This is a genomic window from Nonomuraea sp. NPDC050328, from assembly GCF_044459405.1.
GTDB lineage: Bacteria > Actinomycetota > Actinomycetes > Streptosporangiales > Streptosporangiaceae > Nonomuraea.
The window spans coordinates 238,710-264,667 of record NZ_JBITIW010000001.1 but is presented as its reverse complement, the minus strand read 5'-3'; the positions used below and the strand labels follow the sequence as shown (position 1 = coordinate 264,667).

The window sequence follows — 25,958 nt, the reverse complement described above, 5'->3', positions numbered from 1 at the left end:
TCGTGTCAAACGACGCCGTCTTCGTTCCAGTGGAGGCCCCCATGTCTGGTTCCGTCATCGTCGCCGGAGCTCGCACGCCGATCGGCAAGCTGCTGGGTTCGCTGTCCGGGTTCTCCGGCACGGACCTGGGCGGGATCGCCATCAAGGCGGCCCTGGAGCGCTCGGGCGTCGCGCCCGAGCAGGTCGACTACGTGATCATGGGCCAGGTGCTCCAGGCGGGCGCCGGCCAGATCCCCTCCCGCCAGGCCGCGGTCAACGCCGGCATCCCGATGACCGTGCCGTCCCTGACCGTCAACAAGGTCTGCCTGTCCGGCCTCGACGCCATCGCGCTGGCCGACCAGCTCATCCGCGCCGGCGAGTTCGAGATCGTCGTCGCCGGCGGCATGGAGTCGATGACCAACGCCCCGCACCTGCTGCCCGGCCTGCGCAAGGGCGTCAAGTACGGCTCGTCCACGGTGCTCGACTCGATGGCGCACGACGGCCTGTTCTGCGCCTTCGACCAGTGCGCGATGGGCGAGTCCACCGAGCGGCACAACACCCGTCTCGGCATCGGCCGCGAGGAGCAGGACGCCTTCTCGGCCCGCTCCCACCAGCTCGCCGCCGCCGCGATCAAGAACGGCGTGTTCGCCGACGAGATCGTCCCGGTCGAGGTGCCCAAGAAGGGGCTGTTCGCCGACGACGAGGGCGTGCGCGCCGACACTACCGCCGAGACGCTCGCCCGGCTGCGCCCGGCCTTCGCCGCCGACGGCACCATCACCGCCGGCTCGGCCTCGCAGATCTCCGACGGCGCCTGCGCGGTGGTCGTGATGTCCAAGGCCAAGGCGGAGGAGCTCGGCCTGCCGTACCTCGCCGAGATCGGCCGGCACGGCAACGTGGCCGGGCCGGACGCCTCGCTGCAGTCGCAGCCGGCCAACGCCATCAAGCACGCCCTGGCGAAGCAGGGGCTCACCACCGGCGACCTCGACCTGGTCGAGATCAACGAGGCGTTCGCCAGCGTGGTGCTCCAGTCGGCCAAGGAGCTCGGCGTCGACCTGGACAAGGTCAACGTCAACGGCGGCGGCATCGCGCTGGGTCACCCGATCGGCGTCTCCGGCGCTCGCATCGTGCTCACCCTCGCCCACGAGCTCAAGCGGCGCGGCGGCGGGCTCGGCGCGGCCGGCCTCTGCGGTGGCGGCGGCCAGGGCGACGCGCTCATCATCCGCGTGCCCTGACCCGATCCGCTTGTCCGGCCCGGCGTATTGAGCGCCGGGTCAGGACAGCCACTGGGCCGTGGGCCAGGTCTCCAGGCGCCACGCGCTGTCCCAGAAGAGGTACTCGAACTCGGTGGCCCGGACGAAGGCGGCCGTCATCGCGCCGGTGTCGCCGCTCAGCGCGGCCCGGTCGGTGATCAGGCGCGCCTGGGTGACCGAGGCCTCGAAGGCCGGGTCGGCGTAGGTGGCGATCCAGGCGCGGTAGGGGTGGCTCGGGGTGCTCCGCCGTACCAGCGACTGGCCGACGTCCTGGTAGACCCAGAAGCAGGGCAGCACCGCGGCGGCCAGCACCTCGTAGGGCGCCGACAGCGCGGTGGCCTGCAGCCAGGAGGAGTAGGCCAGCGCGGTGGGCGAGGTGGCGACGCCGGCCAGGTCGGCCTCGGTCAGCCCGTACTCCTCGATGTAGCCGGCGTGCAGGGTGCGCTCGGCGGCGATGGCCCCGTGCGCGCTCTGCGCCCAGAAGGCCATCTCGTCCGGGTCGGCCGCGCGTACGGCCAGCGTCGCCAGCGCGCGGGAGAACGCCTCCAGGTAGCGCGCGTCCTGGACGATGTAGAAGGCGAAGCGCTCGCGGTCGAGGGTGCCCTCGCCGAGCGCGGTGTTGAACGGGTGCTCGTGGATGGCCTCGAGCAGCTTGGCGGTCCGTGCCCAGACGTCGTCGCTGAACATGACGGTCCCTTCGCTAGTGCTAACTAGGGCAGGTTCGACGGGTCTGTTCTCAGCCCGGACATTCCGGGCACCCCGCGTCATGCGCGACTCTACTAGACGACCGATCAGTGCTCGCGGAGGAGTCTCCGCGGGAGCTGGGCGAACCCGGCGGGGTCGATTCCCAGCTTACGGGCGGCCGAAACGAGGGAAGCGGGGCAGCTTGCGGAGCTGCCGCTCGATCGCCGCGTCCCGGCGCATCTCTTCAAGCTGGTGCTTGGCGGCGAGGAAGTGAATGTCGTTGAACATGCTTCAAGCTTCGCGCTAAGCCATGGCCTCCCGCATGAGGCAGATGCCTTATCCGGGAGGCGGTGAGCGGTCCTAGCCCGTACGGGTGACGCCTAGGTACGGTTCCCTGCTCCCGCAGGGGGAGCCGCGGCCTCAGGCTCCGTCGGTGAAGGTGACGCTGACCTTGGTGAAGCCGAGCGACTTCAGCAGGCCCTCCAGCATGAGCTTGGTGTTGGTGTCGGCGCGGTTGCGCAGGTCGCTGGCCAGGGCCGCCTCGTTGATCTTCTTCTCCGCGAGGGTGTAGAGCTCGCGCTGGTCGGGCGGGGAGCCGGCGAGGAAGTCCGACACCCGGTCGACGAAGCCGCGCTGCTGGGCGAAGACGTAGGAGCGCGAGTTGTCCAGGTTCGGCTTCTCCAGTTGCGCCCGCGGGATCTTGATCGTCGCCTGGGTGCGGTCCTGGTTGACCGTCACCGCGTCCTTCGCCAGTCCCGAGAAGTCGACGTAGGCGTCGACGTTCCCGGCGCCCACGAAGAGCGTGCGCGAGCCCTTGATCGCGTCGGGCAGGAAGTTGGCGTCCTTCTCCAGGTCCACCACGACCTGGAAGCTGCCGGTGGCCGCCTCGAAGCGGCTCAGGTTGTGGATGGACTGCAGCAGCACCGGCTGGCTGCGGTCCACCGTCTGCTCGCCGAAGGGGTCGGCCCACGACCAGACCAGCCGGACGCCCACCACGGCCAGGGCGAGCAGCACTAAGGCGAGGGCGATATATCTCCACCGGCGGCGCCGGGACCCGAGCGCCATGGGAGTCGTTTTCATGGGCCTCTCTCTACCCCCTCGCCAGGCGATCATGGCGTCCGGGGGGTGAGAAGTGAGTCGCGCGCCCGCCACGGTCACCCCGGAAGGCTCCACGGCGTACGGCAGGCCGCGCCGTACGCTCAGCGGGTGCCGGGCCAGGACACGCCCGTGACGGTGGCGTTCTGGCGGACCGGGTAGAGCTGCACCACGCCCGGGTTGGGCCGCGCCCGTCCGGCCATCGCGGCGGGCTCGCCGCCGAAGTGCCGCGCCGACAGGCGGCACGACTGGAAGTCGTTGTAGAACATCCGCAGCCAGCCGCGCCGCTGGTGCTCGCTGAGGCCGGAGAACCAGGCCGCGGCCGACTGGTGCTCGGGCAGCGGCCCGCCCGGCAGCGGCTCGCCCAGCAGCCACGCCACCACGATCTCGCGGTAGCCCGCGCCGGTCTCGCGCTCGCACCGGGCCGCCAGGCCCTCGACGTAGGCGCCGACCGCCTGCTCGGCGAAGCCGGGCGACAGGTCCGCCATGTGGATCGGCACCACGCCCGAGCCCGCCTTGAGCTCGCTGTCCAGCGGGCGCTGCTCGACGCGGGTGAAGGCGGCCGGCGTGCCCGACAGCCGCGAGGCGACCTTGGTGAAGGCCGCCGACAGCTCGGTCAGCCCGCCGCGCATGCCCGGGTGCACGCAGACCGTGATCGGCCAGTCCTGGCAGGCGTAGGCGATCGAGGCGTGCTCGTCCGAAGCGCCCTGCGACAGCAGCCGGGCCACGCCGACCCCGGCGACCAGCACCGCCACCAGCGCCGCGGCGAGCGCCAGCCGCTGGCGCGTCACCCAGGCCGCCCAGCCGAGCAGGATCGTCGCGGTCACCCCGAGCAGCCACAACGTCTGGTCGAGGAAGGCCGCCGCGCTCAACCCCTGGAACAGGTCGTACGGCTCGCCCGTGCCCGGCGTCAGCCGGTCGAGCCAGGTGCTGGCCGGCGCCAGCCAGCTGAAGACCACGTACGAGGCCAGCCCGGTCAGCGCCGGCGTCCAGCCGTGCGGCAGCAGCCAGCCGATGACCCAGCCGATCATCGCGTAGAGCGCCAGCCCCGCCATGCCCATGGCCAGCCCCGGCACGCTGACCCGCCCGGCCTGCTCGGTGAGGACGGTCTTGACCGCCAGCACCAGTACCGTCGCCCCGAACGCGCCGGCGACGACCACCACGATGGCCAGCGGCGCCTTGAGCGCCCGCCACGCGCCGACCGACCGCCCCCGCAGCGCCCGCCGCTTGCGCAGCGCCACCCAGGCGGCGAACGCCGCGGCGACCGGACCGGTCAGCCGCAGCGACCCGATCACCGCCACGACGATGTTCTCCCATGCGTCGACGCCCGGAATCAGCACGCTCCACGCCGCGACCAGCCCCACGGCCATGAGGACCGCGACGGTCACCAGCGCGCTGTGCTTGAGCTCCTCGCGCGTCACGCCGGCGTGCTCACGCACGCCGAGCCCTGTTGACATACATCAACTACCCCCCGGTAGGTGACCCCCTGTGCGAGAACCATAACTGAGCGTGATGTTTGGCGTCCCGATTCTTGGTCAAGCCGTCGCGCTCCGTAGCTGCCCAAATCAGGCGCTACCGTAGCGCTGTGTCGCTCAACCTGCCCTTCGATCCCATCGAACGAGCCGCGGACACCTGGAGGGTGCACTTCGGCCCCTCTTCCGCCATGGCCGCCGTGACCTCGATCATGAGAGCGCACCAGATCCTGCTGTCGCAATTGGACGCACTGCTCAAGCCCTATGACTTGACCTTCGCCCGGTACGAGGCGCTGGTGCTCTTGACCTTCAGCAGAACCGGCGCGCTCCCCCTGTCCAAGATCGGTGAGCGGCTCATGGTCCATCCCACCAGCGTCACCAACACGGTGGACCGGCTGGAGCGGGCCGGACTGGTGCGCCGCCTGCGCAACCCGCGCGACGGCCGCGGCGTCCTCGCCGAGATCACCGACCGTGGCCGGGACGTCGTCCGCCAGTCCACCGCCGACCTCATGGCCGCCGACTTCGGCATGGGCGCGTACGGCGAAGCCGACCTCAGCCAGATGTTCGACCTGCTCCGCACCCTGCGGGTGGCGGCGGGTGACTTCGCCATGCGGCAAGATGAGGAGCATGGCGGACATCTCTAGGCCCGGATCGCTCTACGGAGCGATCGATCTGGGCGCCAGGAAGCAGGCTCTGGAGGCGCAGGCCCGGCGTGAGGCGGCAGGTCCGCAGGCGTCTTCGGCGTCGACCGTGGACGTGACCGAGGAGAGCTTCACCACCGATGTGGTCGACCGCTCGATGAGCGTGCCGGTCATCCTCGACCTGTGGTCCCCGCGCTCGCAGGCCAGCGCGCAGCTCGGCCCGGTGCTGGAGAAGGTCGTCGGCGAGCTGGGCGGCCGCGCCGTACTGGCGAAGGTCAACGTCGACCTCAACCCGCAGATCGTGGCGGCGTTGCGGGTGCAGGCGGTGCCGACGGTGCTGGCCATCTTCCAGGGCCAGCCGGTGACCGGATTCCAGCAGGTGCTGCCCGAGCCCGAGGTGCGGCGCTGGGTGGACGAGCTCATGGGGGCGATCGAGCAGTTCTACGAGGCCAACCCCTCGCTGCGGCCGCAGTTCGACGACGACGCCCCGGCGCCGGAGGAGGCGCCGCTCGACCCCGACCTCGCCGCCGCCGAGCAGGCCATCGACCAAGGTGACCTCGACGCGGCCGCGGCCGCCTACCAGCGGCTGCTGGCCCGCAACCCGGCCGACGAGGACGCCCGGATGGGGCTGGCCGGGGTGGGGCTCATCCAGCGCACCGCCGACGCCGACCCGGCCGACGTCCAGCGCCGCCTGGCCGACCCCGCCGACCTCGACGCCGCCCTGCTCGCGGCCGACCTGGAGATGTTGTCCGGCTCGGTGGACGAGGCGTTCGCCCGCCTGGTCGCCGTCGTCAAGCGCACCTCCGGGGACGACCGTGACCGGGTGCGCAAGCACCTCCTCGGCCTCTTCGACGCCCTGCCCTCCGACGACCCCGCCCTGGCCAAGGCCCGCCGCGCCCTCGCCAGCGCCCTCTTCTAATCCCCGCCCGCCGCGTCAGGCCCCACCCCACCGACCCGGGGCCTGACCCGCCACCCTCCAACCAACGCGGCGGCCAACCCGCGCGACGGGAAGTCGGTGCCGCCTCCAGGGAGGGGGCACCGATGCGGCGGCCAGCCCGTGCGACGGTCCGTGCTCCTGTGCGGCGGGAGGACGGTGACCCTCTTCAAGGAAAGGGGGAGACGGCGGAGGCCGGTGCCGCCTCCAGGGGGCACCGATGCGGCGCCCAACCCGTGCGGTGGGTGGTGCTCCTGTGCGGCGGGAGGACGGTGACTGCCTCCCGAATATGGGACGGCGGGCAGCGGAAGGACGGTGGCCTCTCCAGGGGAAAGGCGGGGGAGGCGGTCAAACGCCCCGAAGCCTAGGAATACCCCCACCCCAGGGTTAACCTGGACATATGCGGGTCGTGACGATCTCGGCGACATACGGCACAGCGGGCAGCGTCATAGGCCCCGCCGTAGCCGAACGCCTGGACGTGCCGTTCGTGGACCGAGCGATCCCCAGCGCCGTAGCCGAAGAGCTCGGCTGCACCCTCGAAGAGGCCCTCGCCCACGACGACCGAGCGGAACACGGCCTGGGCCGCCTCCTGGCCGGCGCGATGCGACTCCCGACGGTCACCTTCGGCGGCGTGGACATGTACGTCCCGGGCGTCCTCCCCCTGGCCCCGGAGGAGTTCGTCACCCGCACCGAACGCATGCTCAAGGAGTCCGCCACCAACCGGGGCGGCGTGTTCCTGGGCCGCGCCGGCGCCGTGGTCCTGGCCGACCACCCGGGCGCCCTGCACGTAAGGCTGGACGGCCCGCTACGCCGAAGGGTGCTCCAGACCGCCGCCTTCGCCGGGGTCACCGAGCGCGAGGCCCGCAAGCTGATCGAGGACAACGACCGCGCCCGCGCCGCCTACGTACGGCACTTCTATCGCACCGACGCCGCCGATCCGTGCCTGTACCACCTGGTCCTGGACAGCACCAGCATCCCGGTCCCGGCATGCGTGGACCTGATCGTGACCGCCGCGCAGGCGCTGGACTGAGCTGGAGCCCCCTACCATGGAGGGCATTCCCCGGTCAGGCGCAAAGGAGCGGATTGACGTGGCCACCGTCCCGAGTGTGTCGTACTCCATCACCGTCCGGCTCGAGGTGCCGGCGGGCGGCAAGGCCGTCAGCCAGCTCACTCACGCCGTAGAGTCGGCAGGAGGTGTGGTCACCGCGCTCGACGTCACCAACGCGGGGCACGAGAAGCTCCGCATCGACGTCACCTGTGCGGCCCGCGACACCGATCACGCCCAGGCGATCGTCGACTCGCTCGACGCCCTGGAGAACGTGGTCATCCACAAGGTCTCCGACCGCACCTTCCTGATGCACCTCGGCGGCAAGATCGAGATGAAGTCGAAGGTGCCGCTGCGCAACCGTGACGAGCTCTCGATGGCCTACACGCCGGGCGTCGCGCGGGTCTCGATGGCCATCGCGCGCAACCCGGAGGACGCGCGCCGCCTGACCATCAAGCGCAACAGCGTCGCGGTCGTCACCGACGGCTCGGCCGTGCTCGGCCTGGGCAACATCGGCCCGGCGGCCGCGCTGCCGGTCATGGAGGGCAAGGCCGCGCTGTTCAAGCGGTTCGCCGGCATCGACGCCTGGCCGATCTGTCTCGACACCCAGGACGTCGACGAGATCGTCCGCACCGTCCAGGTCATCGCGCCCGGCTTCGGCGGCATCAACCTGGAGGACATCTCCGCGCCGCGCTGCTTCGAGGTCGAGCGCCGGCTGCGCGAGCTGCTCGACATCCCGGTCTTCCACGACGACCAGCACGGCACCGCCATCTGCGTGCTGGCCGCGCTGACCAACGCCCTGCGCGTGGTCGACAAGGCGCTGCCGGACGTGCGCATCACCATGGCGGGCGCGGGCGCCGCCGGCACCGCCGTGCTGCGGCTGCTGCTGGCCGCCGGGGCGCGCAACGTGGTCGTCTGCGACTACCTGGGCGCGGTTCACCAGGGCCGGGAGGACCTCGACGACTCGCTGCGCTGGATCGCCGACCACACCAACAGCGAGGGCTACTCCGGCGACCTGCGGGGCGCGGTCAAGGGCTCCGACGTCTTCATCGGCGTCTCGGCGCCGGGCATCCTCACCGGCGACGACATCGCCACCATGGCTCCCGGGTCGGTCGTGTTCGCGCTGGCCAACCCCGAGCCCGAGGTGTCGCCCGACGACGCCCGCGAGCACGCGGCCGTGGTGGCGACCGGGCGGTCCGACTACCCCAACCAGATCAACAACGTGCTGGCCTTCCCCGGCGTCTTCCGCGGGCTGCTCGACGCGCAGGCGGTCGGGGTGACCGAGGAGATGCTGCTGGCCGCCGCCCGCGCGCTGGCCGCGGTGGTCACGCCCGAGGAGCTCGGGCCCAACTACATCATCCCCAGCGTCTTCCACCCGGACGTCTCGACCGTCGTGGCCGCCGCGGTCCGCGAGGCCGCGGGAGGCAAGGCCAGGGGCTTCACCGAGGCCTGAGGCGCCCTGTCCCGCCGGCCCGACGGCCGCGCGGGGCTGAGCGCGCCGTGGGCCGGGTCTCGGAAGGGAGGCCGCGGGTCAGAAGCGGATGGGCCGGCGGCGGCCGAGGCCGGGCCCGCTGGGCGCGTCCTTGGGCCACATCAAGCTGAGCCCCCAGGCGATCCCCCCGGTCAGCACCAGCGCGGCGCCGGTGGCCAGCTTGCCCATCAGGTCGGCGGGCGGCCCGGTGTACGGCAGGCGCCGGCCGTACCCCCAGCCATGGTCGCGGTCACGGTCGTGGTCGCGATAGCGGCAGTCGTTGCGCACCCGCTGGGAGTCGACGAGCGTGTTGGGCTCGGAGTCGGTGACCGAGAAGGCCTCGATCTCCACCGCGCCCCCCTTGGGCACGCGCACGCTGCGGGTCACGGACTTGAGCGCGGCGATCGAGCCGTTGGCGAAGCTGCTGGAGTCGAGCTGCAGGTCGTAGCGGGCGGCCTGCCGGGTCTGGTTGCGGAGCGTCACCTTGACCTGGCCCTTGGCGCAGTTGACCTCACTCACGCTCATGATGAACGGGTCACCCGGATCGGGCGGTGCCGGCCAGGCCCACGCGGCCACAGGGAAGAGGATCGCGGCGCCGACCGGCAGGGCCGACCAGGCCAGCCTTCTGGAAATCATGTGACATGCCCCCGAGATGTGATCTTTGCTCCATAGCGTCCCCACCCATCACAGAAAGTAACATCGCTGCTCCGGGGCAGCAGGAAGCGCGATCACCCCTCATGATGGAGGTATGGCGGAGGCGATCTACGTCGGTGGGCTGCTGGTGGCGACGCCGGTGCTCGACGACCCCAACTTCCGGCGTAGCGTGGTGCTGGTCCTGGAACACGACCGCGACGGCGGCACTCTCGGCGTGGTGCTCAACCGCCCCAGCGAGATCTCCGTCACCCAGGTGCTCCCGGTCTGGGACTCGCTGGTGACCGGTCCTTCGGTGCTGTTCGAGGGCGGCCCGGTCCAGACCGACAGCGCGCTGGCGCTGGCGGCGGTGCCGAGCGGCCAGGAGCCGCTGGGCTGGCGGCGGCTGCACGCGGGCGCGCCGTCGGTGTCGCGGCTCGGCACGGTGGACCTCGACGCGCCGCCCGAGATCCTGCGCGGGGAGATCGCGCAGATGCGGATCTTCGCGGGCTACGCCGGGTGGAGCTCGGGGCAGTTGGAGAGCGAGATCGCCGAGGGCGCGTGGTACGTGGTCGACGCGGAGATGGACGACACCTTCCACACCGATCCGGCCACGTTGTGGCGGCGGGTGCTGCGCCGCCAGCCGGGGGAGCTGGCCTTCGTGGCGACCTGTCCCGACGATCCGACGATGAACTAGCCGCGGGCCAGGTCCCAGCCGGGCACCAGCGAGCGTTGGACCAGGTCGAGGGTGCTGTTCATGCGGGCGACCAGCTCGCGCAGGTCCGTGATCTCGTTGATCGGGCACTCGAAGCCGACGCGCATCGAGGCCATGGCGAAGGCGACCATCAGGTGGGGGAGCCGGTCGTCGTCGCCGCGTCCGGTGCGGCGGGCGATCTCGGCGGCCAGCCGTTGCTCGGTCTCCGCGCCCCGGGCCACCGACCGGCCGACCAGGACCGGGGTGCTGTCGTAAAGTTTGCGCAGTTTGAGGAAGCGTTCCGTGTCGTCCGGCGTTGACTCCGCCATGTCGCGCAGTGTCGCGCGCAACGCGTGCACGAGCGAGGTGAAGGGCGGCTCGTCCAGCGGGCGCGCGCTCAGCTCGGCCTGCATGACCTCCTCGGAGTGGTCGTGGAACCACAGCGCGAGGTGCTCCTTGCTGGCGAAGTAGCGGAAGAAGGTACGGGAGGACACTTCGACCACCCCCGCGATCTGCTCGATGGTGGTCGCCTCGTATCCTTGTTCGAGGAACAGGTCGAGCGCCGCGTCGAGAAGCGCGAGGCGCGTCTTCTCCTTCTTGCGTTCCCGCAGACCCACCGTGGCCACTCCCTCGCTACCTTGCTGTCACACTATGACAGAAGTCACGATGTGAAATTTAAAACCCATTTGTCATCTGTCATCGGCTGACATACATTACCTGAGGCTTAAGGGATGAATACCCCAGGTTGGGGTGTGTAGAGCTGAGGGGGAAGTTCAATGGCTCAGGCGAAGGCGGTGCAACTGGCACCGGCCGAGGGCCGACCTCAACAGGTGGGGAATCCGTGGCTGACGCTGCTCGCGGTCTGTCTCGGTGTGATCATGGTGATGCTCGACGGCACCGTCATGGGCATCGCCGCACCGGTGATGGGCGCGGAGCTGAACGCGACCCTGTCGGACATGCAGTGGGTGACCAACGGCTACCTGCTCGCGCTGGCGGTCTTCCTGATCACCGCCGGCAAGCTGGGTGACATCTTCGGTCACAAGCGGGTCTTCCTGGTGGGCGTCGCCGGTTTCGCGGTCAGCTCGCTGGCCATCGCGCTCAGCAGCGGCGTGACCGCGCTGATCATCTTCCGGGTGCTCCAGGGCCTGTTCGGCGCGCTGCTGCAGCCGGCCGCGCTGGCGCTGCTGCGGGCGAGCTTCCCCAAGGAGAAGCTCGGCCAGGCGATGGGCGCGTGGGGTGCGATCATCGGTCTGTCCAGCGCCGCCGGTCCGATCCTGGGCGGCCTGCTGGTCGAGAACGTGAGCTGGCAGTCCGTCTTCTACATCAACGTGCCGGTCGGCATCCTCGCCCTGGTCATGGGCATCATGATCATCAAGGAGCCGCGCTCCGAGATCCTGGGCAAGATCGACTGGCTGGGCGTCGTGCTGCTGTCCGGCATGATGTTCTCGCTGGTCTGGTCGATCATCAAGGCGCCCGAGTGGGGCTGGGGCGACGGCAAGACGCTCGGCTTCATCGCCGCCACGGTGGTGCTCGCCGCCGCGTTCATCTTCTGGCAGAGCAAGGCTCGCGAGCCGCTGATCCCGCTCTCGCTGTTCAGGAACGCCTCCATCTCCATCGGCACGGTCCTGATGATGATGGTCGCCTTCGCGATGTTCGGCGCGATGTTCTTCCTGGGCTTCTTCTTCCAGGGCGTGCACGGCCTGACCCCGCTCGACGCCGGTCTGCGCATGCTGCCGATGTCCGCAGGCATGATCGTCGCCTCGCCGCTGGCCGCCGTGCTGATCGGCAAGCTGGGCCCGAAGATCACCATGGCCGTCGGCCTGCTCATCACCGCCGGCTCGATGTTCCTTATGTCGCAGCTCAGCGTGGACGCCACGTTCATCGAGACGGGCCTGCCCTTCCTCCTGCTGGCCTTCGGCCTCTCGCCGGTCTTCGTCGGCGCGACCGAGATCATCGTGGGCAACGCCCCGATGGAGCTCGCCGGCGCGGCGGGCGGTCTGCAGCAGTCGGCCATGCAGGTCGGCGGCGCCCTCGGCACCGCCATCCTGGGCGCGGTGATGTCCAGCACCATCGCCGACAAGCTGCCCGGCTACATCGGCCCGGCCGCGCAGGCGCTGCCGCCCGGCGCGATGGAGGGCCTGGAGAAGGCGGCCGCCTTCGGCACCCTGCCGCCCGAGGCCACCAAGAGCCTGCCGCAGCAGGTCGCCGACTCGCTGCTCAACGCGGTGCACAACGCCTTCATGGACGGCATGCACACCGCCTTCACGGTGAGCACCATCGTCATGGTCGTCATCGCGGGCCTCGCCCTGCTGGTGAAGTCCGGTCGCAAGATCGAGGACGCCCCGGTGCACGTCGGCTGATCACCTGAACGATCCGGTACGGCTCCCGCCTCTGCCCGAGGCGGGAGCCGTACCGCTGTCTAGGCCGGGGTGACGACCAGCTCGACGCGGCCCTGGGCGGGCGTCTGGACGGTCAGCACGCGGCGGGCGGCGTCCCAGACGCCGGTGCCGCCGGTGACCTTGCCGCCGTTCGGGTACTCGTCGGCGGGCAGGTAGATCTCGGTCGGCCCGCTCCCGTTGGCCTCGAAGCCCACCGTCAGCCGCCGCTCCCCGGCCTCGATCCGGTACGGCACGCCGCCGATGGCCCGCGGGTAGGCCCGGTTCATGACGGCGACCAGCGGCCCGGGCTCGCCCTTCTCCGAGTACGGACCCCACGGCCCCGGGTCGCGCGACCAGTACGCCCGGCCCATGCCCAGCTCGTCGCCCAGGTCGAGCACCCGCTCGACCAGGTCCTCCGCGCCGGGCTTGGTCATGTCCAGCCCGAACTCGCCCAGGATGATCGGCCCGCCGATCCGGTCGGCGGCCCGGAGCGTGTTCTCCTTCCACCAGCCGAGCGTGCGGTCGGTCCACTCGCGCGAGCCGCCCTCGTAGCCCTCGCCGAGGTCGAGGGGGAGCGGGTAGAGGTGCGGCGCCAGCCCGATGCGCGGCTCGCCCTCGCGCGGGTCGGCGATGGCGGGCAGGGCCGAGGGCAGGCCCCAGTTCACCCCGACCGCCTGCGGCTCCAGGAAGATCCACGTGTCGTTGTCGACGGCCCGGATGCGTTCGACGCACCTGCGGTAGAGCTCGGCCAGCGGGCCGCTCTCGAAGGCCGCGCCCTGCACCGAGCCGCCCCACGGCTCGTTCATCAGGTCGTAGCCGAGCACGGCCGGCTCGTCCTTGAAGCGCTCGGCGACCGCGCGCCAGGCGCCCGCGTAGTGCTCCATCAGCTCGGGGTGCTCGCCGGTGGTGTTCCAGAAGTGGTCGAAGGCGCGGATGACGCCGGGTTCGAGGTAGTACATCTCCCAGGTCCAGTGGTCCTGGGCGACCGGCAGGCCGTCGAGGTGGGTGGCCCAGGCGGGGGCGCCGTTGCCGGCGACGGCCGTGGGGGTGATGCCGGGGCCCCACAGGTCCTGGTGCATGTCGAGCAGGACGTGGTAGCCGCGCTCGGCGTACCAGGAGATCCGTTCCGCCACCTTGTCGAGGTACTCGGAGTCGTAGACGCCTGGTCGCGGCTCCACGGCCCGCCACTGGAGCAGGAAGCGCACGAAGTTGGTGCCCATGTCGCGGTACTCCCGCTCGACGTCGGCCTCGGTGAGCTCCGGCATCGCGTCGGAGGTGCTCTTGGCGCTGCTGGCGGTGTTGAAGCCGTGCAGCAGCAGGGTGCGCCCGCGCTCGTCGGTGACGAAGCGGGCCGGGCCGGGCGCCTGGCGGGTGGCGGCGGCGACCGCGCCCGTGGCGAGCACCACGAGGGTCAGGGCGCCGGCCAGCAGTCGCGCACGCTTCATGCTTCGCTCCCTCGGGATCTTTCGGCGGACTGGGTCTTCCGCCGCGATCAGTCTGGCCGTTAGCCTGCCGAACGTGAGCCTTGTTCGCAATAGCCTGCACGGGATCGTCGCCGCGCTCATCCTGGTGGCCTTCGGACTCTTCGGCACGACGTTGCTCACCCGGGTCGGCTACCTCGCCGTGCCGGGTGCGATCGGCGCGCCGTACGGGCTGCCGGGCCTGCGGCTGTGGCCGCTCGGCGAGACCGGCTGGCTGCTCTTCCTCACCGACACCGTCGCCGCACTGCTGCTGGTCGCGCTGGTCTGGCGTAGCGGGCGCGGGTTCTGGGGGGTGTGGGGCGCGTTCGTGCTCGGCGCGGTGCTGGCCGACGGGCTGCGGGCGGTGGTCGCCTCGCAGGTGCTGCACGCGAGCCTCGGCGCCTACGCCGCCCACGTGGCCGGCGGCGTGCTGACCGGGCTGCTGTGGGGCCTCGCGCTGGGCTGGCTCCCCGCGCTGGCGCGGCTGGCCCGGCCCAGGACCCAGGCAGCCGCGACCGGGTGAACCCGGCGGCCCGCTCGCCGCTACCCACCCGTCGATGGAGACGACACGCGCGGACGCCGCCCTCCTCGCCGCGATCGGCGAGGGGGACACCGCCGCCCTGCACGCGCTCTACGAGAGGTACGGCGGGCCGCTGTTCGGCTTCCTGTACCGGCTGGCCGGGGACCGGGGCACGGCCGAGGAGATCCTCCAGGACACCCTCCTGGCCGTCTGGCGCTCGGCGCACAGCTTCCAGGGCCGCTCCTCGCCGAGCACCTGGCTGTTCGGCGTCGCCCGGCGGCAGGCGCACAACCGGTTACGGCTGATGCCGCCGCCCGTGCCGGCCGAGCCGTACGAGCTGGCCGACCCGGAGCCGGGCCCCGAGGAGGCGGCGGTGGGCGCGGAACGGGTCCAGCGCGCCCTGCGGCGGCTGCCGCTCCAGCAGCGCGAGGTGCTGGCCCTGTCGGTCCTGGAGGATCTCAGCCACCAGGAGATCGCCGAGATCCTCGCCATCCCGGTGGGGACGGTCAAGAGCCGCCTCCACCACGCCCGCGCGACCCTGAGGGGGTGCCTCGATGAGCGAGTTTCCTGACCTGGACGCCGCCCTGCGGACCGGCCCGCCGCCACCCGGTCCGGCGATCGTCCGCAGCGTCCTGCTGCGCGCGGCCACCACGCCGGTCGAGCTCGGCCGCGGCTCACGGCTCGGCCGCGCCTGGCACCTGCTGCTGGCCGAGGCGCGGCTGATGCACCGCGCGGTCTGGGTGACCGGCGCCGCGGTGATGGCGCTGGCCGTGGTGATCATGGCGCTCCAGCCGCACTCGATCGGCTGGCTGCTGGCCCTGATCGCCCCCCTGGTGGCCGGCGCGAGCGTGGCCACGCTCTACGCCCCCGAGCACGACGCGGCCTTCGAGGTGGTCGCGGCCACCCCGACGCCGCCGCGGGTGATCCTGCTGGCGCGCGTGCTGCTCGTGCTCGGCTACGACCTGCTGCTGGCGCTGGCCGCCTCCGGGCTCAGCCTGCTCGGGGGCGGCGTGCCGTACTCGCTGGGGGAGCTGATCGGCACCTGGCTGGCGCCGATGACGCTTCTCGCCGCGATCGGTCTGGCCCTGTCGGTGCAGTGGAACCCCGAGGCGGCGGTCGCCGTCTCGCTGGGAGCCTGGGTGCTGTACGCGCTCAGCCACACGCACCTGCTGTCCGGGCTTCCGCCCGGCTGGCGCACCCACCCGCTCACCTACGCCGTGGCCGTGGCGATGCTCGCGCTCGCCGTCCTGATTGAACCCCGCAGGAGGCTGCCCGCTACCCACGGGTCGTGAAAGACCTTCTCCTCCACGAGCTCCGCCGGGCCGGGCCGGCGGCCTGGGCGGGGCCACCGGCGCTGCTGGCGACCGGCCTCGGCCTGGCGGTCCTGGGACCGGCGCTGAACCTGCGCGAGGGGCTGGCCGGGATGTTCATCCTCGGCCTCCTGCAGGGCGCGTTCCCGCTGACCGCGGGCGTCGCCGCCGCCTCGCTCGTCCGCGACGACGCCGCCGAACTGCTGCACAGCCTGCCCGGCGGCTTCCGCCGCACCCTGTTCCGGCGGCTGGCCGTGCTGGTCGCGATGGCCTCGGCCGGCGCGCTGGTGCTGACACTGACCGCCGTGCTCACCGGGCACGCCGACCGCTGGGGCGGCGACCCGCTCACCCAGCTCACCTGGTTCGGGCCCCTGCTCGGCCTGACCGGCCTCGGCTTCTGCCTCACCGCGGGGATGCGGAGCGCCGCGGCGGGCGGCACCGTCATCACGCTCGTCTGGGGCATCCAGCTCGTCGCCGACTGGGGCATCCCGTGGTTCCTGCGGCTGTTCGAGAACGCCGTCCCGGCCGCGGACTGGCTGCCCAACCGGCTGGCCCTGCTCTCGCTCGGCCTCGCCCTCGTCGTCCTCGCCTGGTTCATGTACGGCAGGGCGGAACGTTTCCTCGGAAGAGAGAGCGAATGATCGCCACCCTGCGCTACGAGTTCCGCATGCAGATCCGCCGCCCCGCGCTGTGGATCGTGTACGGCATCGTCTTCGCCATCCAGGGCGTACTGATCAACTGGTACTTCACCCTGGACCGCGGCCTCGGCCCGATCCTCGACCCGCGCCAGGCCATGGCCGACGTGACGGCGTGGACGGCGACGCTGCCGATGATCGCCTACGGCTGCCTCATCGCCGACCGGCTGGTGCGCGACCGGACGCTTCGGGTCGACGGCATCCTCGACGCCACGCCCGCAGACGCGACCGCCCGCCTGCTCGGCAAGTTCGCCGGGGTCTGCCTGGCCGGCGCGGTACCGCTCGCGCTCATGGTGGTCGGCCGCGGACTGGTCTGGACGGTCATGGAGGGCGACCCCGGGGGCCTGCTCTGGAGCATCGTGATCTTCGTCGTCGCGCTGGGGCCGGGCCTGCTCTTCACCGGCGCGCTGGCCCTGGTCGGCCCGCTGGTCATGCCGGTGACCGTGTTCCGGGTGGCGTTCGCCGCCTACTGGTTCTGGGGCAACCTGATCCCGCCGGACCTCATGCCCAACCTCGCCCACACCGTGCTCGCCGCCGACGGCGAGTACGCCCTGCTCGGCCTCTTCGGCTCGACCACCAGGGTCCCCGTCGAGGGCGCGTTGCTCAACTTCCTGCGTCCCGATCCCACCGCCGGCACCGGCCTGCTGTCGATCGCCCTGATCCTCCTCCTCGCCGGGGCCACCCTGCCCCTGGCCCGCCTCCGACGGGAGCCGTGACCCATGCGCATCGAGATCTCCGGCCTCACCAAGACCTTCAAGGGCCGCGGCAACGCCCTCGACCACCTGGACCTGACCGTGCCGACCGGCATGTTCGGCCTGCTCGGCGCCAACGGCGCGGGCAAGACCACGCTCATGCGCATCCTGGCCGGCCTGCTCAGGCCCACCTCGGGGACCGTCCGCATCGGCGGCGAGGACCCGACCACCCCGGCCGGCCTGCTCGCCGTCCAGCGCACCCTCGGCTACCTGCCGCAGGACCTCGGCGTGTACCCGGACCTGACCGCCCGGCAGTTCCTCGACTACATCGCCCTGCTCAAGGGCCTCGACTCCCGCCCGGTACGGCGCCGCCGCATCGGCGAGCTGCTGGAGGTGGTCGCCCTCGCCCAGGACGCCGACCGGCGGCTCAAGGGCTTCTCCGGCGGCATGAAGCGCCGCGTCGGCATCGCCCAGGCGCTGCTGGCCAACCCCCGATTGCTCATCGTCGACGAGCCCACCGCGGGGCTCGACCCCGAGGAACGCATCCGCTTCCGCACCCTGCTGGCCCAGCTCGCGGGGGACCGTACCGTGCTGCTGAGCACGCACATCGTCGAGGACGTGGCCCAGACCTGCCGCATCCTGGCGGTCCTGGCCCGCGGGCGGCTGCTGTTCACCGGCGAGGTGGGCGAGCTGGCCGGCTTCGCCACCAACAAGGTGTGGACGCTCGCCACCCCCGGCCCGCCCCCGCCGGGCACCGTCGTGTCGGCGCTCCCGGAAGGCGGCGGCATGCGCTACCGCGTCGTCTCCGCCGCGTCACCCGGCCCAGGCGCCCAGTTGTTGCGCCCGACCCTGGAGGACGGCTATCTCGCCCTGATGGAGGAGCGCAGCGCGGGAGGCATAAAATCAGCAAGATGAGCACGCAGATCCTCCCAGACCAGAAAACCACCCCGCAGACCTCGCACGGGGACGGCGACCACGAGCGGTTCGCGCACTACGCCGACCGCAACAAGATCACCGAAGCCATGGTGACCGGCACGCCCATCCGCGCCCTCTGCGGCAAGGTCTGGGTGCCCAGCCGCGACCCGAAGAAGTTCCCGGTCTGCCCCGAGTGCAAGGAGATCTACGAGGGGCTTCCCGAGGGGGAGGACTCGAACGAGTGAGTGTTGCTCACGGCTGATCGCCCGGGATGGGGCTAGCGTCGTAGATGATCTAGCTCATGCCGTAACGGGGGATCCGCATGGCTCGGCGTGTGACCGCCGTCGCTCTGGTGTGCCTGCTGGGCCTGTGGCCCGCCGGACCGGTGGGGGCGGCGCAGGCCGCCGTACCTCGCTGCCCGGACACCGCGCCCGCCGCCGAGCCGCCTGACGCCTCGCGGAGGGAGCCGGCCGGGCGGGGTCCCGGACGGCTGCCCGGGCCGCGTGCTCCCGAGCCCGGCCAGGTCGCCAGCGTGCTCGCCGAACTGGCCACCCGGCTGTCGGGCCGCGCCGCGCCGGCGTCCGTCACCGTGCCCACCTGGGTCCACGTGCTCACCGACGGCCGCCGCCGCCCGCCGGACCAGGCCGTCCAGGCCCAGGTCGCCGCCCTCAACCTCGCCTACTCCGGCCGGTACGGCGGAGCCGACACCGGCGTGCGCTTCCGCCTGGACGGCATCCAGGTCGTCCGGCGCGCCGACTGGTTCGCCGACCCGCTGGGCCACGAGCGCCCGATGAAGGCGGCCCTGCGCCGGGGCGGCCCGAGCACGCTCAACCTCTACCTGGCCCAGCTCCGCGAGCTCGTGCTCGGCTTCTCCACCTACCCGCACTGGTACGAGGCCTCGCCCCAGCTCGACGGCGTGGTGGTCGACTGGCGCAGCCTGCCGGGCGGTTCGCTGCGCAACTTCGACCTCGGCTTCACCGCCGTGCACGAGGTCGGGCACTGGCTCGGCCTCTTCCACACCTTCGAAAACGGCTGCGCCGAGCCGGGCGACGGCATCACCGACACCCCGGCCGAGCGCGACCCCACCGAGGGCTGCCCGCAGGGCAAGGACACCTGCCCGGCGCCCGGCGCCGACCCGGTGCACAACTACATGGACTACGGCTACGACCGGTGCATGACCGAGTTCACCGCCGGCCAGGGGCGGCGGATGCTGGAGATGTGGGCCGCCTACCGCGACGTGGCTCGGTGACGAGCGGAAATATCGCACCGACTACCATGGATTGGTGACAGCACCGAAGACTCTCGACACTCCGTACCAACCGCCTCGCATCTTCGGTCCTCAGTACCGCACCGCGACCCTCGGCATCCTGCTGGTCGTCACGCTGATCGCCTTCGAGGGCATGTCCGTGGGCGTCGTGATGCCCGAGGTGTCCGTCGAACTGCGCGCGGTCAACCTCTACGGGATCAGCTTCTCGGCCTTCCTGATCGCCAGCCTGTTCGCCAACGTGGTGGCGGGCCTGTGGTCGGACCGCCGGGGGCATCGCGTCCCGTTCCTGCTCGGGGTGCTGCTGTTCGTGCTGGGCATGGCGCTGGCGGGGTTCGCCGGCTCCATGGAGATCTTCGTCGCCGCCCGCGTCCTGCAGGGGCTCGGCGCCGGCGGCGCGGTCGTGGCGATCTACGTGATGGTCGCGCGGGTCTACCCGCCGGACGCCCGCTCCAAGGTCTTCGCGGCGCTGTCGGCGGCCTGGGTGCTGCCCGCCATGATCGGCCCGGGGCTGGCCGGGATCGTCGCCACCCAGGCGTCCTGGCGCTGGGTCTTCTGGGGCATCGTGCCGCTCGTCGTGCCCGCCCTGGTCATGCTGCTGCCCGCGCTCCGGCAGACCCCTGGCGCGGCCGGCGAGCCGTCCACCGGGCCGCGCTCGCGCCCGCTGCCGATGTCGCTCGCCGCCGCGGCGACCGCCGGCGGCGCGGCCATGCTGCTCGCCGGCATCACCGCGCTGCCCGGCGCCTCCGGGCGGAGCCTGGTGCTCGGCGGGGCCGGGGTGGTGGCCGGGCTCGTGCTGCTCGTCGTGGGACTGCCCCGGTTGCTGCCCGCCGGAGCGGTCACCTTCCGCCGGGGGCTGGCGACCACGATCATGATGCGCGGGCTGCTGTCGGCGGCCTTCTTCGGCGTCAACGCCTACATCCCGCTGCTGCTCATCGAGTACAAGGAGTTCGACACCAGCGCCGCGGGGCTCGCGCTCACCTTCGGCGCGCTCGGCTGGTCGACCGGGTCCTACCTGCAGAGCCGGCGCACCGCCGAGCCGTCCGGGCGGATCCGGCGCGGCGCGGCCTGCGTGACCATCGGCGGGCTGCTGACCGCCCTCGCGGTGTTGCCCGGGGTGACCGGATGGATCATGGTGCCCGCGTGGATCATCGCCGGGTTCGGCATGGGCATCGGCATGACCACCGTCAGCGTGACCGCCATGCAGCAGTCGCCCGCCAACGAGCAGGGGGCCAACTCGGCGGCGCTGTCGGTGACCGACATGCTCGGATCCGGGCTCGCGGTCGGGATCGGCGGCGCGCTGACCAACCTCATCGGGCACGAGCCGGACCAGATCGCCACCGGGTACGCGGTCATCGTCGGGCTGATGGCGCTCATCGGCGTCTCGGCCACCGTGCTCGCCGGGCGGGTCAAGGACTGACAGACAGGGCGGGTCTGGAACTCATTTGCCACCGCCGTCCCAGCGATCACGGTTCACCTGACCGCCTCGCGCCCGAGTGGTACACCTCGGGATGGGAGGTGTCATGGAGGACGACGACCAACGCGTCTGGCCCCGCCGTACCCCGGAGCGGGACGACGACGACCCGCCCTGGAACCCGCAACTGCGCCGCACCGCCGACCGCTTCGATTACGACGAACCGGCGAGCGGCGAGCGGACCCCCTGGGAGTCGCTGCCGCCCTCGGCGCGGCTGCACGGCACGCCCACCGCGCCCAGCCGCCAGTACCGCAGGCGCCGGGGCCGGTGGCGGCACCGCCTGGCCGCCGTCCTGGCCCTCGTGGTGGCCGGGGGACTGGTCGCCGGCTTCGCCGTCATGCTCCAGCGCGCCTCCGCGCCGGTCGCCCCCGACGCCGCGCTGAGCGACCCGCACTCCGGCGTGGGGGTACGGTTGCCCGCCGGGTGGCGGGAGATCGCGGTGCCGCCGGTCACCGGGTTCACCACCGCCGCCCGTGACGAGGCCGGGGGGCTGCTGATGATCAGGAAGGCGGCCGGGGTGGATCTCAAGGCGCTCGCGACCGACTACGCCGCCCTGCTGTTGCAAGGCGACCGGACGAGCATCGTCACCGACAGCGCGGTCACGCATGCCGTACGGGCGGAATATGACGATGTGGTCAACCGCCCGGCCTACCTCCGTGTGACACTTCTCACTCCCGAACGTGGCGGCGCGCTCCTGGTCGGACTCCTCCAACCGGACGATCCGGCTCGTCGCAGGGCCCTCGACACACTGATGGACAGCGTCAGATAACGCTCATAGCACGCGAGGGGAACCTTGGCCAGGATCATCGGTGTACGGCACGTCTTGTCGGTGCCGCCGATTACCCTTGGGTCACTGTGAGAGAGCGAAGCACACGAGACACAGAGGTGAACGTGCCCCGACGCGGTGAGGTGGAACGATGAGCACCTTCGCGGCGTCGCATCTGTCGCCCTCCTACCCCGACCGGGCCGCCTGGGGGACCGCCCCCAAACTGCGCGCCTGGCAGCAGGAGGCCTTCGACCTCTACAGCCGCACGCACCCGCGCGACTTCCTCACCGTCGCCACCCCCGGCGCCGGCAAGACCACCTACGCCCTGCGCATCGCCAGCGAGCTGCTCGACCTCGGCGTCATCAAGGCGATCACCATCGTCACGCCCACCGAGCACCTCAAGCGCCAGTGGGCCGACGCCGCCGGGCGGGTCGGCATCAGCATCGACCCCGAGTTCAAGAACAGCCAGGGCGCCACCTCGCGCGACTACATCGGCGTCGCGGTCACCTACGCCCAGGTCGCCATGCACCCGGCGCTGCACCGCGCCCGCACCGAGGCCCGCAAGACCCTCGTCATCTTCGACGAGGTCCACCACGCCGGCGACGCCAAGTCCTGGGGCGACGGCATCCGCGAGGCCTTCGAGCCCGCCACCCGCCGCCTGCAGCTCACCGGCACACCCTTCCGCTCCGACGACTCGCCCATCCCCTTCGTCCTCTACGAGGAGGACGCCGAGGGCTTCAAGCGCAGCCGCGCCGACTACTCCTACGGGTACGGCCCGGCCCTGCACGACGGCGTCGTGCGGCCGGTCATCTTCCTGGCCTACTCCGGCGAGATGAAGTGGCGCACCCGCGCCGGCGACGAGATCGCCGCCACCCTCGGCACGCCGCTCACCAAGGACCAGCTCTCCCAGGCCTGGCGGGCCGCCCTCGACCCCAAGGGCGACTGGATCCGCCAGGTCATGGCCGCCGCCGACCGTCGTCTCACCGAGGTACGGCGGGGCGTCCCCGACGCCGGCGGCCTCGTCATCGCCACCGACCACGAGGCCGCGCGGGCCTACGCCAAGCACCTGCGCGCCATCTGCGGCGAGAGCGCCACCATCGTCCTGTCCGACGACCCCGGCGCCTCGAAGAAGATCAAGGCCTTCGCGGCCTCCACCGACCGCTGGCTCGTCGCGGTGCGCATGGTCTCCGAAGGCGTGGACATCCCGCGCCTGTGCGTCGGCGTCTACGCCACCTCCACGCAGACCCCGCTCTTCTTCGCCCAGGCCGTCGGCCGTTTCGTCCGCGCCCGCAAGCGCGGCGAGACCGCGTCCGTCTTCCTGCCCTCGGTGCCCAACCTGCTCGGGCTGGCCAACGAGATGGAGGTCGAGCGCGACCACGTCCTCAACAAGCGGCCCCCCGAGGACGGGCTCGACGACACGCTCCTGGAGAACGCCAACCGCCGCCAGGACAACCCGGACGTCCTCGGCGACGAGCTGCCGTTCGAGACCATGGAGACCAACGCCACCTTCGACCGCGTCCTGTTCGACGGCGGCGAGTTCGGCACCGGGGCCGAGGTCGGCTCGGCCGAGGAGGAGGACTTCCTCGGCCTGCCCGGGCTCCTGGAGCCCGACCAGGTGGCCACCCTCCTCCGCAAGCGCCAGGCCGACCAGCAGGCCGCCCGCCGCAGCCAGCCCGCCGCCGCACCGGTCGCCCTGTCGCCGCACGAGCAGATCGCCGAGCTCCGGCGGGAGCTCAACGGGCTGGTCGGTGCTTGGAACCATCGGACCGGGCAGCCGCACGGGGTGATCCACTCGGAGCTTCGGCGGGCTTGTGGGGGGCCGCCTATCGCGCAGGCTACGGCCGAGCAGATCCAGGAACGCATCGCCAAGATCCGCGCCTGGGCCACCCAACGCTCCCGCTAAGCCACCCTTTGGGGGTGCGGGCCTGCTCAATGGGCCTTCGCCCTACGGGCTCGGACTGTTCTCTCGTGGGGGGCAGAGCCCCCCACCTGTCCACCCGTGGGGCGCCTGGACCTCCACGCGCCTCCGCCACCCCGACGGTCCTCGCTCCGCTCGGGCGCCTTCCTGAGACGCGCCTCCGGCCCGCAGGGGCGCCTGCCGGCGCCCTGTGGGGTTGGGCTTCGCCCTCATCTGCTGTCGCGGCTTGAGGGGCGTGGAGCGCCAGGGAGGTTGTGCCGGCGTGCACAGGTCTCGGAGGTCGGCCCGGCCGAGGAGACCGTCAACCCCGCCCAGGACGACTGAACAAGGTCCGCGTCCCGCGACTTGGGCAGGGCAGGCCGCGGACCCGGCCGGATCGCGTGCGCGCCGACCAGCGTATGCCTCCCGGAAGAACCGCGTTCACCTGCGGCAGCGCGGGATCCGCTGCACCATCCGGCCAAGGCCGACCAGGCCCGCAACCGCAGGAAACGCGGCTCCCACGGCGGCCGTCCGCCGAAGTTCGACCCGCAGGACTACAAGGCTCCCGACCGCTACGGCGTCCGACCGGGGGCCTGTCACGCCGGTGATGTCAGGAAGACGTCAGGCAGAACGGGTGGCCGGCCGGATCCAGGAGTACCCGCCAGCGACCGTCGCCGGGCTGATGGTCCGGCTTGGCCGCTCCGAGTTCCAGCGCCAGCTCCTCCATCGCATCGAGGTCGTCAGCGCGGAAATCCAGATGGAGCTGTTGTGGCACGTCCTGACCCGGCCACCGCGGAGCCCGGTATCCGGCAACCCGCTGGAATCCCAGATCACAGCCGGAGCCGTCCGTCAGAGCGACGAACTCGTCCGTACTGAAGAGCTCGCGCATCCCGGTCAGTGCGGCGTAGAAGCCCGCCAGCACCCGCGGGTCAGCACAGTCCACAGTCACCCCTCGCAGTACGGCGCCTGGCAACGTTCGCTCCTTCGGGTCCGCGCGTCTGTCCCCGCAAGCCGCCGCTGCACGCGATCACCGGCCACAGCCACACCGTACCCGCCGCATCCACCGGTGAAGTAGCGGTTTACCCCTGCCTCAAAGCAACGGGTGACTGTGGCCGACGCTTTCGCTACAAGGCGTCCGTTCATCGCTGTGTAGACAGCAACCGCTGAGATGCCCCACCGGCATCGGGTCGCGGGCGGACATGCAGGCGCTGGCCAGAAGCGCAGCCAGGCCAGCGCCAGTCAGGGGGTCAGCGAGAGGCGGTGGCACCCGCTCGCCGGCGTCACTCCAGATCTGGGACGAGAGCCGCAGCGCTCTCGCTCGGGGGTGCAGGGGTGAGAGACATGGCAGGAGAGTATCCGGAAAGCCACCTTATCTGACATGCGTTCCTGCGAGAAAGTTGGTGCTTCTGTCAGGGATGCCTTTGACGGATCACCATTTGTTCGCGGATAGCGGGACGTTTTAGCCGCGCCTGCTTGTTCGGGGTCTGCAGACGGCGAGACAGGCGCGGGAATGAAAACCGTTCCTAACCGGTTGTACCGCGAGCGTCACCCCGAAAGGAGGCTCACATGGCCAGGAACGACCTCCGCCCAGTGGTCAAGCTCCGTTCGACCGCAGGCACGGGTCACACCTACGTGACCACCAAGAACCGCCGCACCTCGCCGGACCGGCTGGTGTTGCGCAAGTACGACCCGACCGTCCGCCGCCACGTCGAGTACCGGGAGGACCGATGAAGAAGAACACCCACCCCAGCTACCGCCCCGTCGTGTTCCGCGACCCGGGAGCGGACTTCGCCTTCCTGACCCGGTCGACCGCGACGAGCACGCGCACGATCGAGTGGACGGACGGCAACACCTACCCCGTGGTCGACGTGGACGTGTCCTCGGCGAGCCACCCGTTCTACACCGGCCGCAGCCGTGTCCTGGACACCGCCGGCCGGGTCGAGCGCTTCGAGCAGCGGTACGGCAAGCGGTAACGACCGCGGGGCCGGCGCGCCGAAGCGCCTGGGGGGTCATCGGTGCGTCAGCTCCGGTGGCCCCCCAGCTCTGTTTCCCGCACCGGCAGCCAGGCGTGGGGGATCGATCAGGAATCGAGAAGCCCTGACCAGTGGCCGTGGATAGCGTGAGGACATCCCCCTCCCGGCGACCGGCAAGGAGTGACACGTCATGAGCGGCACATCGAAGGCGGGCAGCGAGAAGGCGCAGCACGAGAAGGCGCAGCACGAGAAGGCGCGGCACGATGTCTCGGAGGAGGGATTCTCCGAGCAGGAGCGCGCCGCGATGAAGACGCGCGCCGCCGAGCTGAAGGCGGCGGCACGCGGCGGCCGAGGCGCGAAGAAGGCGGCCGCTGACGAGGCGGCGGTGCTGTCGGCGATCGCCGCGATGGCGGAGCCGGACCGGGCGCTGGCCGAGCGTGTCCACGCCATCGTCACCGACGCCGCCCCGGAGCTGGCGCCGAAGCTGTGGTACGGCCAGCCCGCCTACGCCAAGGCCGGGAAGGTGGTGTGCTTCTTCCGCAGCGGTCAGGGGGACAAGGAGCGCTACTCCACGCTGGGGTTCAGCGTGGAGGCGAACCTCGACGAGGACGACGGCATGTGGCCGACCGCCTACGCCCTGACGAAGCTGACCGAGGCCGGTGAGGCGGCGATCAGGAAGCTCGTCCAGAAGGCCGTGCGCTGACGCGGGAATCTCCCGC

Annotated in this window: 28 protein-coding genes and 1 riboswitch; of the genes, 21 read left to right on the top strand and 7 right to left on the bottom strand. The window is 71.6% G+C overall.

Annotated elements, in window-relative coordinates; all coding sequences use genetic code 11:
• Positions 1 to 41 precede the first annotated feature (41 nt).
• Complete coding sequence (locus tag ACIBG7_RS01215; protein ID WP_357917659.1) at positions 42 to 1,211, top strand: acetyl-CoA C-acetyltransferase; 1,170 nt, start codon at positions 42 to 44, stop codon at positions 1,209 to 1,211.
• Positions 1,212 to 1,250: 39 nt separating this feature from the next.
• Here ACIBG7_RS01215 and ACIBG7_RS01210 read toward each other — a convergent pair whose 3' ends face one another.
• The 3 genes from ACIBG7_RS01210 to ACIBG7_RS01200 all read right to left on the bottom strand — a co-directional run bounded on the left by ACIBG7_RS01210 (position 1,251) and on the right by ACIBG7_RS01200 (position 4,447).
• Positions 1,251 to 1,916: a TenA family protein gene (locus ACIBG7_RS01210; protein WP_357917661.1), complete on the bottom strand. Its 666-nt coding sequence runs from the start codon at positions 1,914 to 1,916 to the stop codon at positions 1,251 to 1,253.
• Positions 1,904 to 2,001: riboswitch (TPP riboswitch) on the bottom strand. Its footprint overlaps the gene before it by 13 nt.
• A gap of 332 nt (positions 2,002 to 2,333) precedes the next feature.
• Positions 2,334 to 2,993: a DUF4230 domain-containing protein gene (locus ACIBG7_RS01205; protein ID WP_357917664.1), complete on the bottom strand. Its 660-nt coding sequence runs from the start codon at positions 2,991 to 2,993 to the stop codon at positions 2,334 to 2,336.
• 119 nt (positions 2,994 to 3,112) lie between these two features.
• The gene (locus tag ACIBG7_RS01200) at positions 3,113 to 4,447 is read right to left on the bottom strand and encodes a hypothetical protein (protein WP_357917667.1); all 1,335 of its coding nucleotides are present in this window, start codon (positions 4,445 to 4,447) and stop codon (positions 3,113 to 3,115) included.
• Between the two features lie 146 nt (positions 4,448 to 4,593).
• Here ACIBG7_RS01200 and ACIBG7_RS01195 point away from each other — a divergent pair, with 146 nt between their 5' ends.
• The 4 genes from ACIBG7_RS01195 (at position 4,594) to ACIBG7_RS01180 (ending at position 8,553) form a co-directional block, all read left to right on the top strand.
• Positions 4,594 to 5,124: a MarR family transcriptional regulator gene (locus ACIBG7_RS01195; protein ID WP_357917670.1), complete on the top strand. Its 531-nt coding sequence runs from the start codon at positions 4,594 to 4,596 to the stop codon at positions 5,122 to 5,124.
• Positions 5,108 to 6,040, top strand: a complete 933-nt coding sequence (locus ACIBG7_RS01190; RefSeq protein ID WP_357917673.1) for a tetratricopeptide repeat protein — start codon at positions 5,108 to 5,110, stop codon at positions 6,038 to 6,040. Before ACIBG7_RS01195 ends, ACIBG7_RS01190 begins: the two co-directional genes overlap by 17 nt.
• Positions 6,041 to 6,455: 415 nt before the next feature.
• Positions 6,456 to 7,085, top strand: a complete 630-nt coding sequence (locus tag ACIBG7_RS01185) for a cytidylate kinase-like family protein (protein WP_357917676.1) — start codon at positions 6,456 to 6,458, stop codon at positions 7,083 to 7,085.
• A gap of 58 nt (positions 7,086 to 7,143) precedes the next feature.
• Positions 7,144 to 8,553: an NAD-dependent malic enzyme gene (locus ACIBG7_RS01180; protein WP_357917678.1), complete on the top strand. Its 1,410-nt coding sequence runs from the start codon at positions 7,144 to 7,146 to the stop codon at positions 8,551 to 8,553.
• Between the two features lie 78 nt (positions 8,554 to 8,631).
• Here the strand turns inward: ACIBG7_RS01180 and ACIBG7_RS01175 are convergent, their stop codons facing one another.
• Positions 8,632 to 9,207, bottom strand: a complete 576-nt coding sequence (locus tag ACIBG7_RS01175) for a hypothetical protein (protein ID WP_397334778.1) — start codon at positions 9,205 to 9,207, stop codon at positions 8,632 to 8,634.
• A 112-nt stretch (positions 9,208 to 9,319) separates the two neighbouring features.
• Here ACIBG7_RS01175 and ACIBG7_RS01170 point away from each other — a divergent pair, with 112 nt between their 5' ends.
• Positions 9,320 to 9,898 (top strand): YqgE/AlgH family protein, encoded by a 579-nt coding sequence (locus tag ACIBG7_RS01170; RefSeq protein WP_357917683.1) that lies wholly within the window; start codon positions 9,320 to 9,322, stop codon positions 9,896 to 9,898.
• Here ACIBG7_RS01170 and ACIBG7_RS01165 read toward each other — a convergent pair.
• Positions 9,895 to 10,512, bottom strand: coding sequence for a TetR family transcriptional regulator (locus tag ACIBG7_RS01165; protein ID WP_397334777.1), 618 nt, complete (start codon positions 10,510 to 10,512; stop codon positions 9,895 to 9,897). The genes ACIBG7_RS01170 and ACIBG7_RS01165 overlap by 4 nt on opposite strands.
• Positions 10,513 to 10,671: 159 nt before the next feature.
• Here ACIBG7_RS01165 and ACIBG7_RS01160 point away from each other — a divergent pair, with 159 nt between their 5' ends.
• Positions 10,672 to 12,255: a DHA2 family efflux MFS transporter permease subunit gene (locus ACIBG7_RS01160; RefSeq protein ID WP_357917689.1), complete on the top strand. Its 1,584-nt coding sequence runs from the start codon at positions 10,672 to 10,674 to the stop codon at positions 12,253 to 12,255.
• 59 nt (positions 12,256 to 12,314) lie between these two features.
• Here ACIBG7_RS01160 and ACIBG7_RS01155 read toward each other — a convergent pair whose 3' ends face one another.
• Positions 12,315 to 13,718, bottom strand: a complete 1,404-nt coding sequence (locus tag ACIBG7_RS01155) for a cellulase family glycosylhydrolase (protein ID WP_397334776.1) — start codon at positions 13,716 to 13,718, stop codon at positions 12,315 to 12,317.
• Between the two features lie 73 nt (positions 13,719 to 13,791).
• Between ACIBG7_RS01155 and ACIBG7_RS01150 the strand changes: the two genes are divergently transcribed.
• From ACIBG7_RS01150 to ACIBG7_RS01100, 11 genes are all read left to right on the top strand, one after another.
• The gene (locus ACIBG7_RS01150) at positions 13,792 to 14,256 is read left to right on the top strand and encodes a hypothetical protein (protein ID WP_357917695.1); all 465 of its coding nucleotides are present in this window, start codon (positions 13,792 to 13,794) and stop codon (positions 14,254 to 14,256) included.
• 34 nt (positions 14,257 to 14,290) lie between these two features.
• Entirely contained in the window at positions 14,291 to 14,824 is a 534-nt protein-coding gene (locus ACIBG7_RS01145; RefSeq protein ID WP_397334775.1) for an RNA polymerase sigma factor, read from the top strand.
• Positions 14,808 to 15,545: a hypothetical protein gene (locus tag ACIBG7_RS01140; protein ID WP_397334774.1), complete on the top strand. Its 738-nt coding sequence runs from the start codon at positions 14,808 to 14,810 to the stop codon at positions 15,543 to 15,545. Before ACIBG7_RS01145 ends, ACIBG7_RS01140 begins: the two co-directional genes overlap by 17 nt.
• Entirely contained in the window at positions 15,542 to 16,204 is a 663-nt protein-coding gene (locus tag ACIBG7_RS01135) for a hypothetical protein (RefSeq protein ID WP_397334773.1), read from the top strand. Before ACIBG7_RS01140 ends, ACIBG7_RS01135 begins: the two co-directional genes overlap by 4 nt.
• Positions 16,201 to 16,974, top strand: a complete 774-nt coding sequence (locus ACIBG7_RS01130; RefSeq protein ID WP_397334772.1) for a hypothetical protein — start codon at positions 16,201 to 16,203, stop codon at positions 16,972 to 16,974. Before ACIBG7_RS01135 ends, ACIBG7_RS01130 begins: the two co-directional genes overlap by 4 nt.
• A gap of 3 nt (positions 16,975 to 16,977) precedes the next feature.
• Positions 16,978 to 17,865 carry an ABC transporter ATP-binding protein gene (locus ACIBG7_RS01125; protein ID WP_357917709.1) on the top strand — a complete coding sequence of 296 codons (888 nt, stop codon included), beginning with the start codon at positions 16,978 to 16,980 and terminating at the stop codon, positions 17,863 to 17,865.
• Positions 17,862 to 18,110, top strand: a complete 249-nt coding sequence (locus ACIBG7_RS01120) for a DUF3039 domain-containing protein (protein WP_357917711.1) — start codon at positions 17,862 to 17,864, stop codon at positions 18,108 to 18,110. Before ACIBG7_RS01125 ends, ACIBG7_RS01120 begins: the two co-directional genes overlap by 4 nt.
• Positions 18,111 to 18,187: 77 nt before the next feature.
• On the top strand, positions 18,188 to 19,114 hold the full coding sequence (locus ACIBG7_RS01115; RefSeq protein WP_397334771.1) for a M43 family zinc metalloprotease: 927 nt from the start codon (positions 18,188 to 18,190) through the stop codon (positions 19,112 to 19,114).
• Positions 19,115 to 19,148: 34 nt separating this feature from the next.
• A complete protein-coding gene (locus tag ACIBG7_RS01110; RefSeq protein ID WP_397334770.1) occupies positions 19,149 to 20,549 on the top strand; it encodes an MFS transporter in 1,401 nt (466 codons plus the stop codon).
• Positions 20,550 to 20,652: 103 nt separating this feature from the next.
• Positions 20,653 to 21,372, top strand: a complete 720-nt coding sequence (locus ACIBG7_RS01105; RefSeq protein WP_357917719.1) for a hypothetical protein — start codon at positions 20,653 to 20,655, stop codon at positions 21,370 to 21,372.
• Between the two features lie 148 nt (positions 21,373 to 21,520).
• The gene (locus ACIBG7_RS01100; protein WP_357917721.1) at positions 21,521 to 23,272 is read left to right on the top strand and encodes a DEAD/DEAH box helicase; all 1,752 of its coding nucleotides are present in this window, start codon (positions 21,521 to 21,523) and stop codon (positions 23,270 to 23,272) included.
• Between the two features lie 604 nt (positions 23,273 to 23,876).
• Here the strand turns inward: ACIBG7_RS01100 and ACIBG7_RS01095 are convergent.
• Complete coding sequence (locus ACIBG7_RS01095; protein ID WP_397334769.1) at positions 23,877 to 24,209, bottom strand: VOC family protein; 333 nt, start codon at positions 24,207 to 24,209, stop codon at positions 23,877 to 23,879.
• A 623-nt stretch (positions 24,210 to 24,832) separates the two neighbouring features.
• On the opposite strand from ACIBG7_RS01095, the gene rpmG reads away from it, so the two are divergent.
• The 3 genes from rpmG (at position 24,833) to ACIBG7_RS01080 (ending at position 25,942) form a co-directional block, all read left to right on the top strand.
• Positions 24,833 to 24,997, top strand: coding sequence for a 50S ribosomal protein L33 (gene rpmG / locus ACIBG7_RS01090; protein ID WP_357917724.1), 165 nt, complete (start codon positions 24,833 to 24,835; stop codon positions 24,995 to 24,997).
• Positions 24,994 to 25,239 carry a type B 50S ribosomal protein L31 gene (locus ACIBG7_RS01085; RefSeq protein WP_357917727.1) on the top strand — a complete coding sequence of 82 codons (246 nt, stop codon included), beginning with the start codon at positions 24,994 to 24,996 and terminating at the stop codon, positions 25,237 to 25,239. Before rpmG ends, ACIBG7_RS01085 begins: the two co-directional genes overlap by 4 nt.
• 304 nt (positions 25,240 to 25,543) lie before the next feature.
• Positions 25,544 to 25,942, top strand: a complete 399-nt coding sequence (locus ACIBG7_RS01080; protein WP_397335335.1) for an iron chaperone — start codon at positions 25,544 to 25,546, stop codon at positions 25,940 to 25,942.
• The last annotated feature ends 16 nt before the right edge of the window (positions 25,943 to 25,958 follow it).

What these genes read in the sequence shown, in the direction of transcription:
- ACIBG7_RS01170 (WP_357917683.1), top strand. Translation starts at nt 9,320, where the DNA reads ATGGCGGAGGCGATCTACGTCGGTGGGCTGCTGGTGGCGACGCCGGTG.
- ACIBG7_RS01205 (WP_357917664.1), bottom strand. Translation starts at nt 2,993, where the DNA reads ATGAAAACGACTCCCATGGCGCTCGGGTCCCGGCGCCGCCGGTGGAGA.
- rpmG (WP_357917724.1), top strand. Translation starts at nt 24,833, where the DNA reads ATGGCCAGGAACGACCTCCGCCCAGTGGTCAAGCTCCGTTCGACCGCA.
- ACIBG7_RS01140 (WP_397334774.1), top strand. Translation starts at nt 14,808, where the DNA reads ATGAGCGAGTTTCCTGACCTGGACGCCGCCCTGCGGACCGGCCCGCCG.
- ACIBG7_RS01145 (WP_397334775.1), top strand. Translation starts at nt 14,291, where the DNA reads ATGGAGACGACACGCGCGGACGCCGCCCTCCTCGCCGCGATCGGCGAG.
- ACIBG7_RS01185 (WP_357917676.1), top strand. Translation starts at nt 6,456, where the DNA reads ATGCGGGTCGTGACGATCTCGGCGACATACGGCACAGCGGGCAGCGTC.
- ACIBG7_RS01115 (WP_397334771.1), top strand. Translation starts at nt 18,188, where the DNA reads ATGGCTCGGCGTGTGACCGCCGTCGCTCTGGTGTGCCTGCTGGGCCTG.
- ACIBG7_RS01130 (WP_397334772.1), top strand. Translation starts at nt 16,201, where the DNA reads ATGATCGCCACCCTGCGCTACGAGTTCCGCATGCAGATCCGCCGCCCC.
- ACIBG7_RS01215 (WP_357917659.1), top strand. Translation starts at nt 42, where the DNA reads ATGTCTGGTTCCGTCATCGTCGCCGGAGCTCGCACGCCGATCGGCAAG.
- ACIBG7_RS01120 (WP_357917711.1), top strand. Translation starts at nt 17,862, where the DNA reads ATGAGCACGCAGATCCTCCCAGACCAGAAAACCACCCCGCAGACCTCG.
- ACIBG7_RS01155 (WP_397334776.1), bottom strand. Translation starts at nt 13,718, where the DNA reads ATGAAGCGTGCGCGACTGCTGGCCGGCGCCCTGACCCTCGTGGTGCTC.
- ACIBG7_RS01085 (WP_357917727.1), top strand. Translation starts at nt 24,994, where the DNA reads ATGAAGAAGAACACCCACCCCAGCTACCGCCCCGTCGTGTTCCGCGAC.
- ACIBG7_RS01105 (WP_357917719.1), top strand. Translation starts at nt 20,653, where the DNA reads ATGGAGGACGACGACCAACGCGTCTGGCCCCGCCGTACCCCGGAGCGG.
- ACIBG7_RS01125 (WP_357917709.1), top strand. Translation starts at nt 16,978, where the DNA reads ATGCGCATCGAGATCTCCGGCCTCACCAAGACCTTCAAGGGCCGCGGC.
- ACIBG7_RS01210 (WP_357917661.1), bottom strand. Translation starts at nt 1,916, where the DNA reads ATGTTCAGCGACGACGTCTGGGCACGGACCGCCAAGCTGCTCGAGGCC.
- ACIBG7_RS01080 (WP_397335335.1), top strand. Translation starts at nt 25,544, where the DNA reads ATGAAGACGCGCGCCGCCGAGCTGAAGGCGGCGGCACGCGGCGGCCGA.
- ACIBG7_RS01100 (WP_357917721.1), top strand. Translation starts at nt 21,521, where the DNA reads ATGAGCACCTTCGCGGCGTCGCATCTGTCGCCCTCCTACCCCGACCGG.
- ACIBG7_RS01175 (WP_397334778.1), bottom strand. Translation starts at nt 9,207, where the DNA reads ATGATTTCCAGAAGGCTGGCCTGGTCGGCCCTGCCGGTCGGCGCCGCG.
- ACIBG7_RS01160 (WP_357917689.1), top strand. Translation starts at nt 10,672, where the DNA reads ATGGCTCAGGCGAAGGCGGTGCAACTGGCACCGGCCGAGGGCCGACCT.
- ACIBG7_RS01190 (WP_357917673.1), top strand. Translation starts at nt 5,108, where the DNA reads ATGGCGGACATCTCTAGGCCCGGATCGCTCTACGGAGCGATCGATCTG.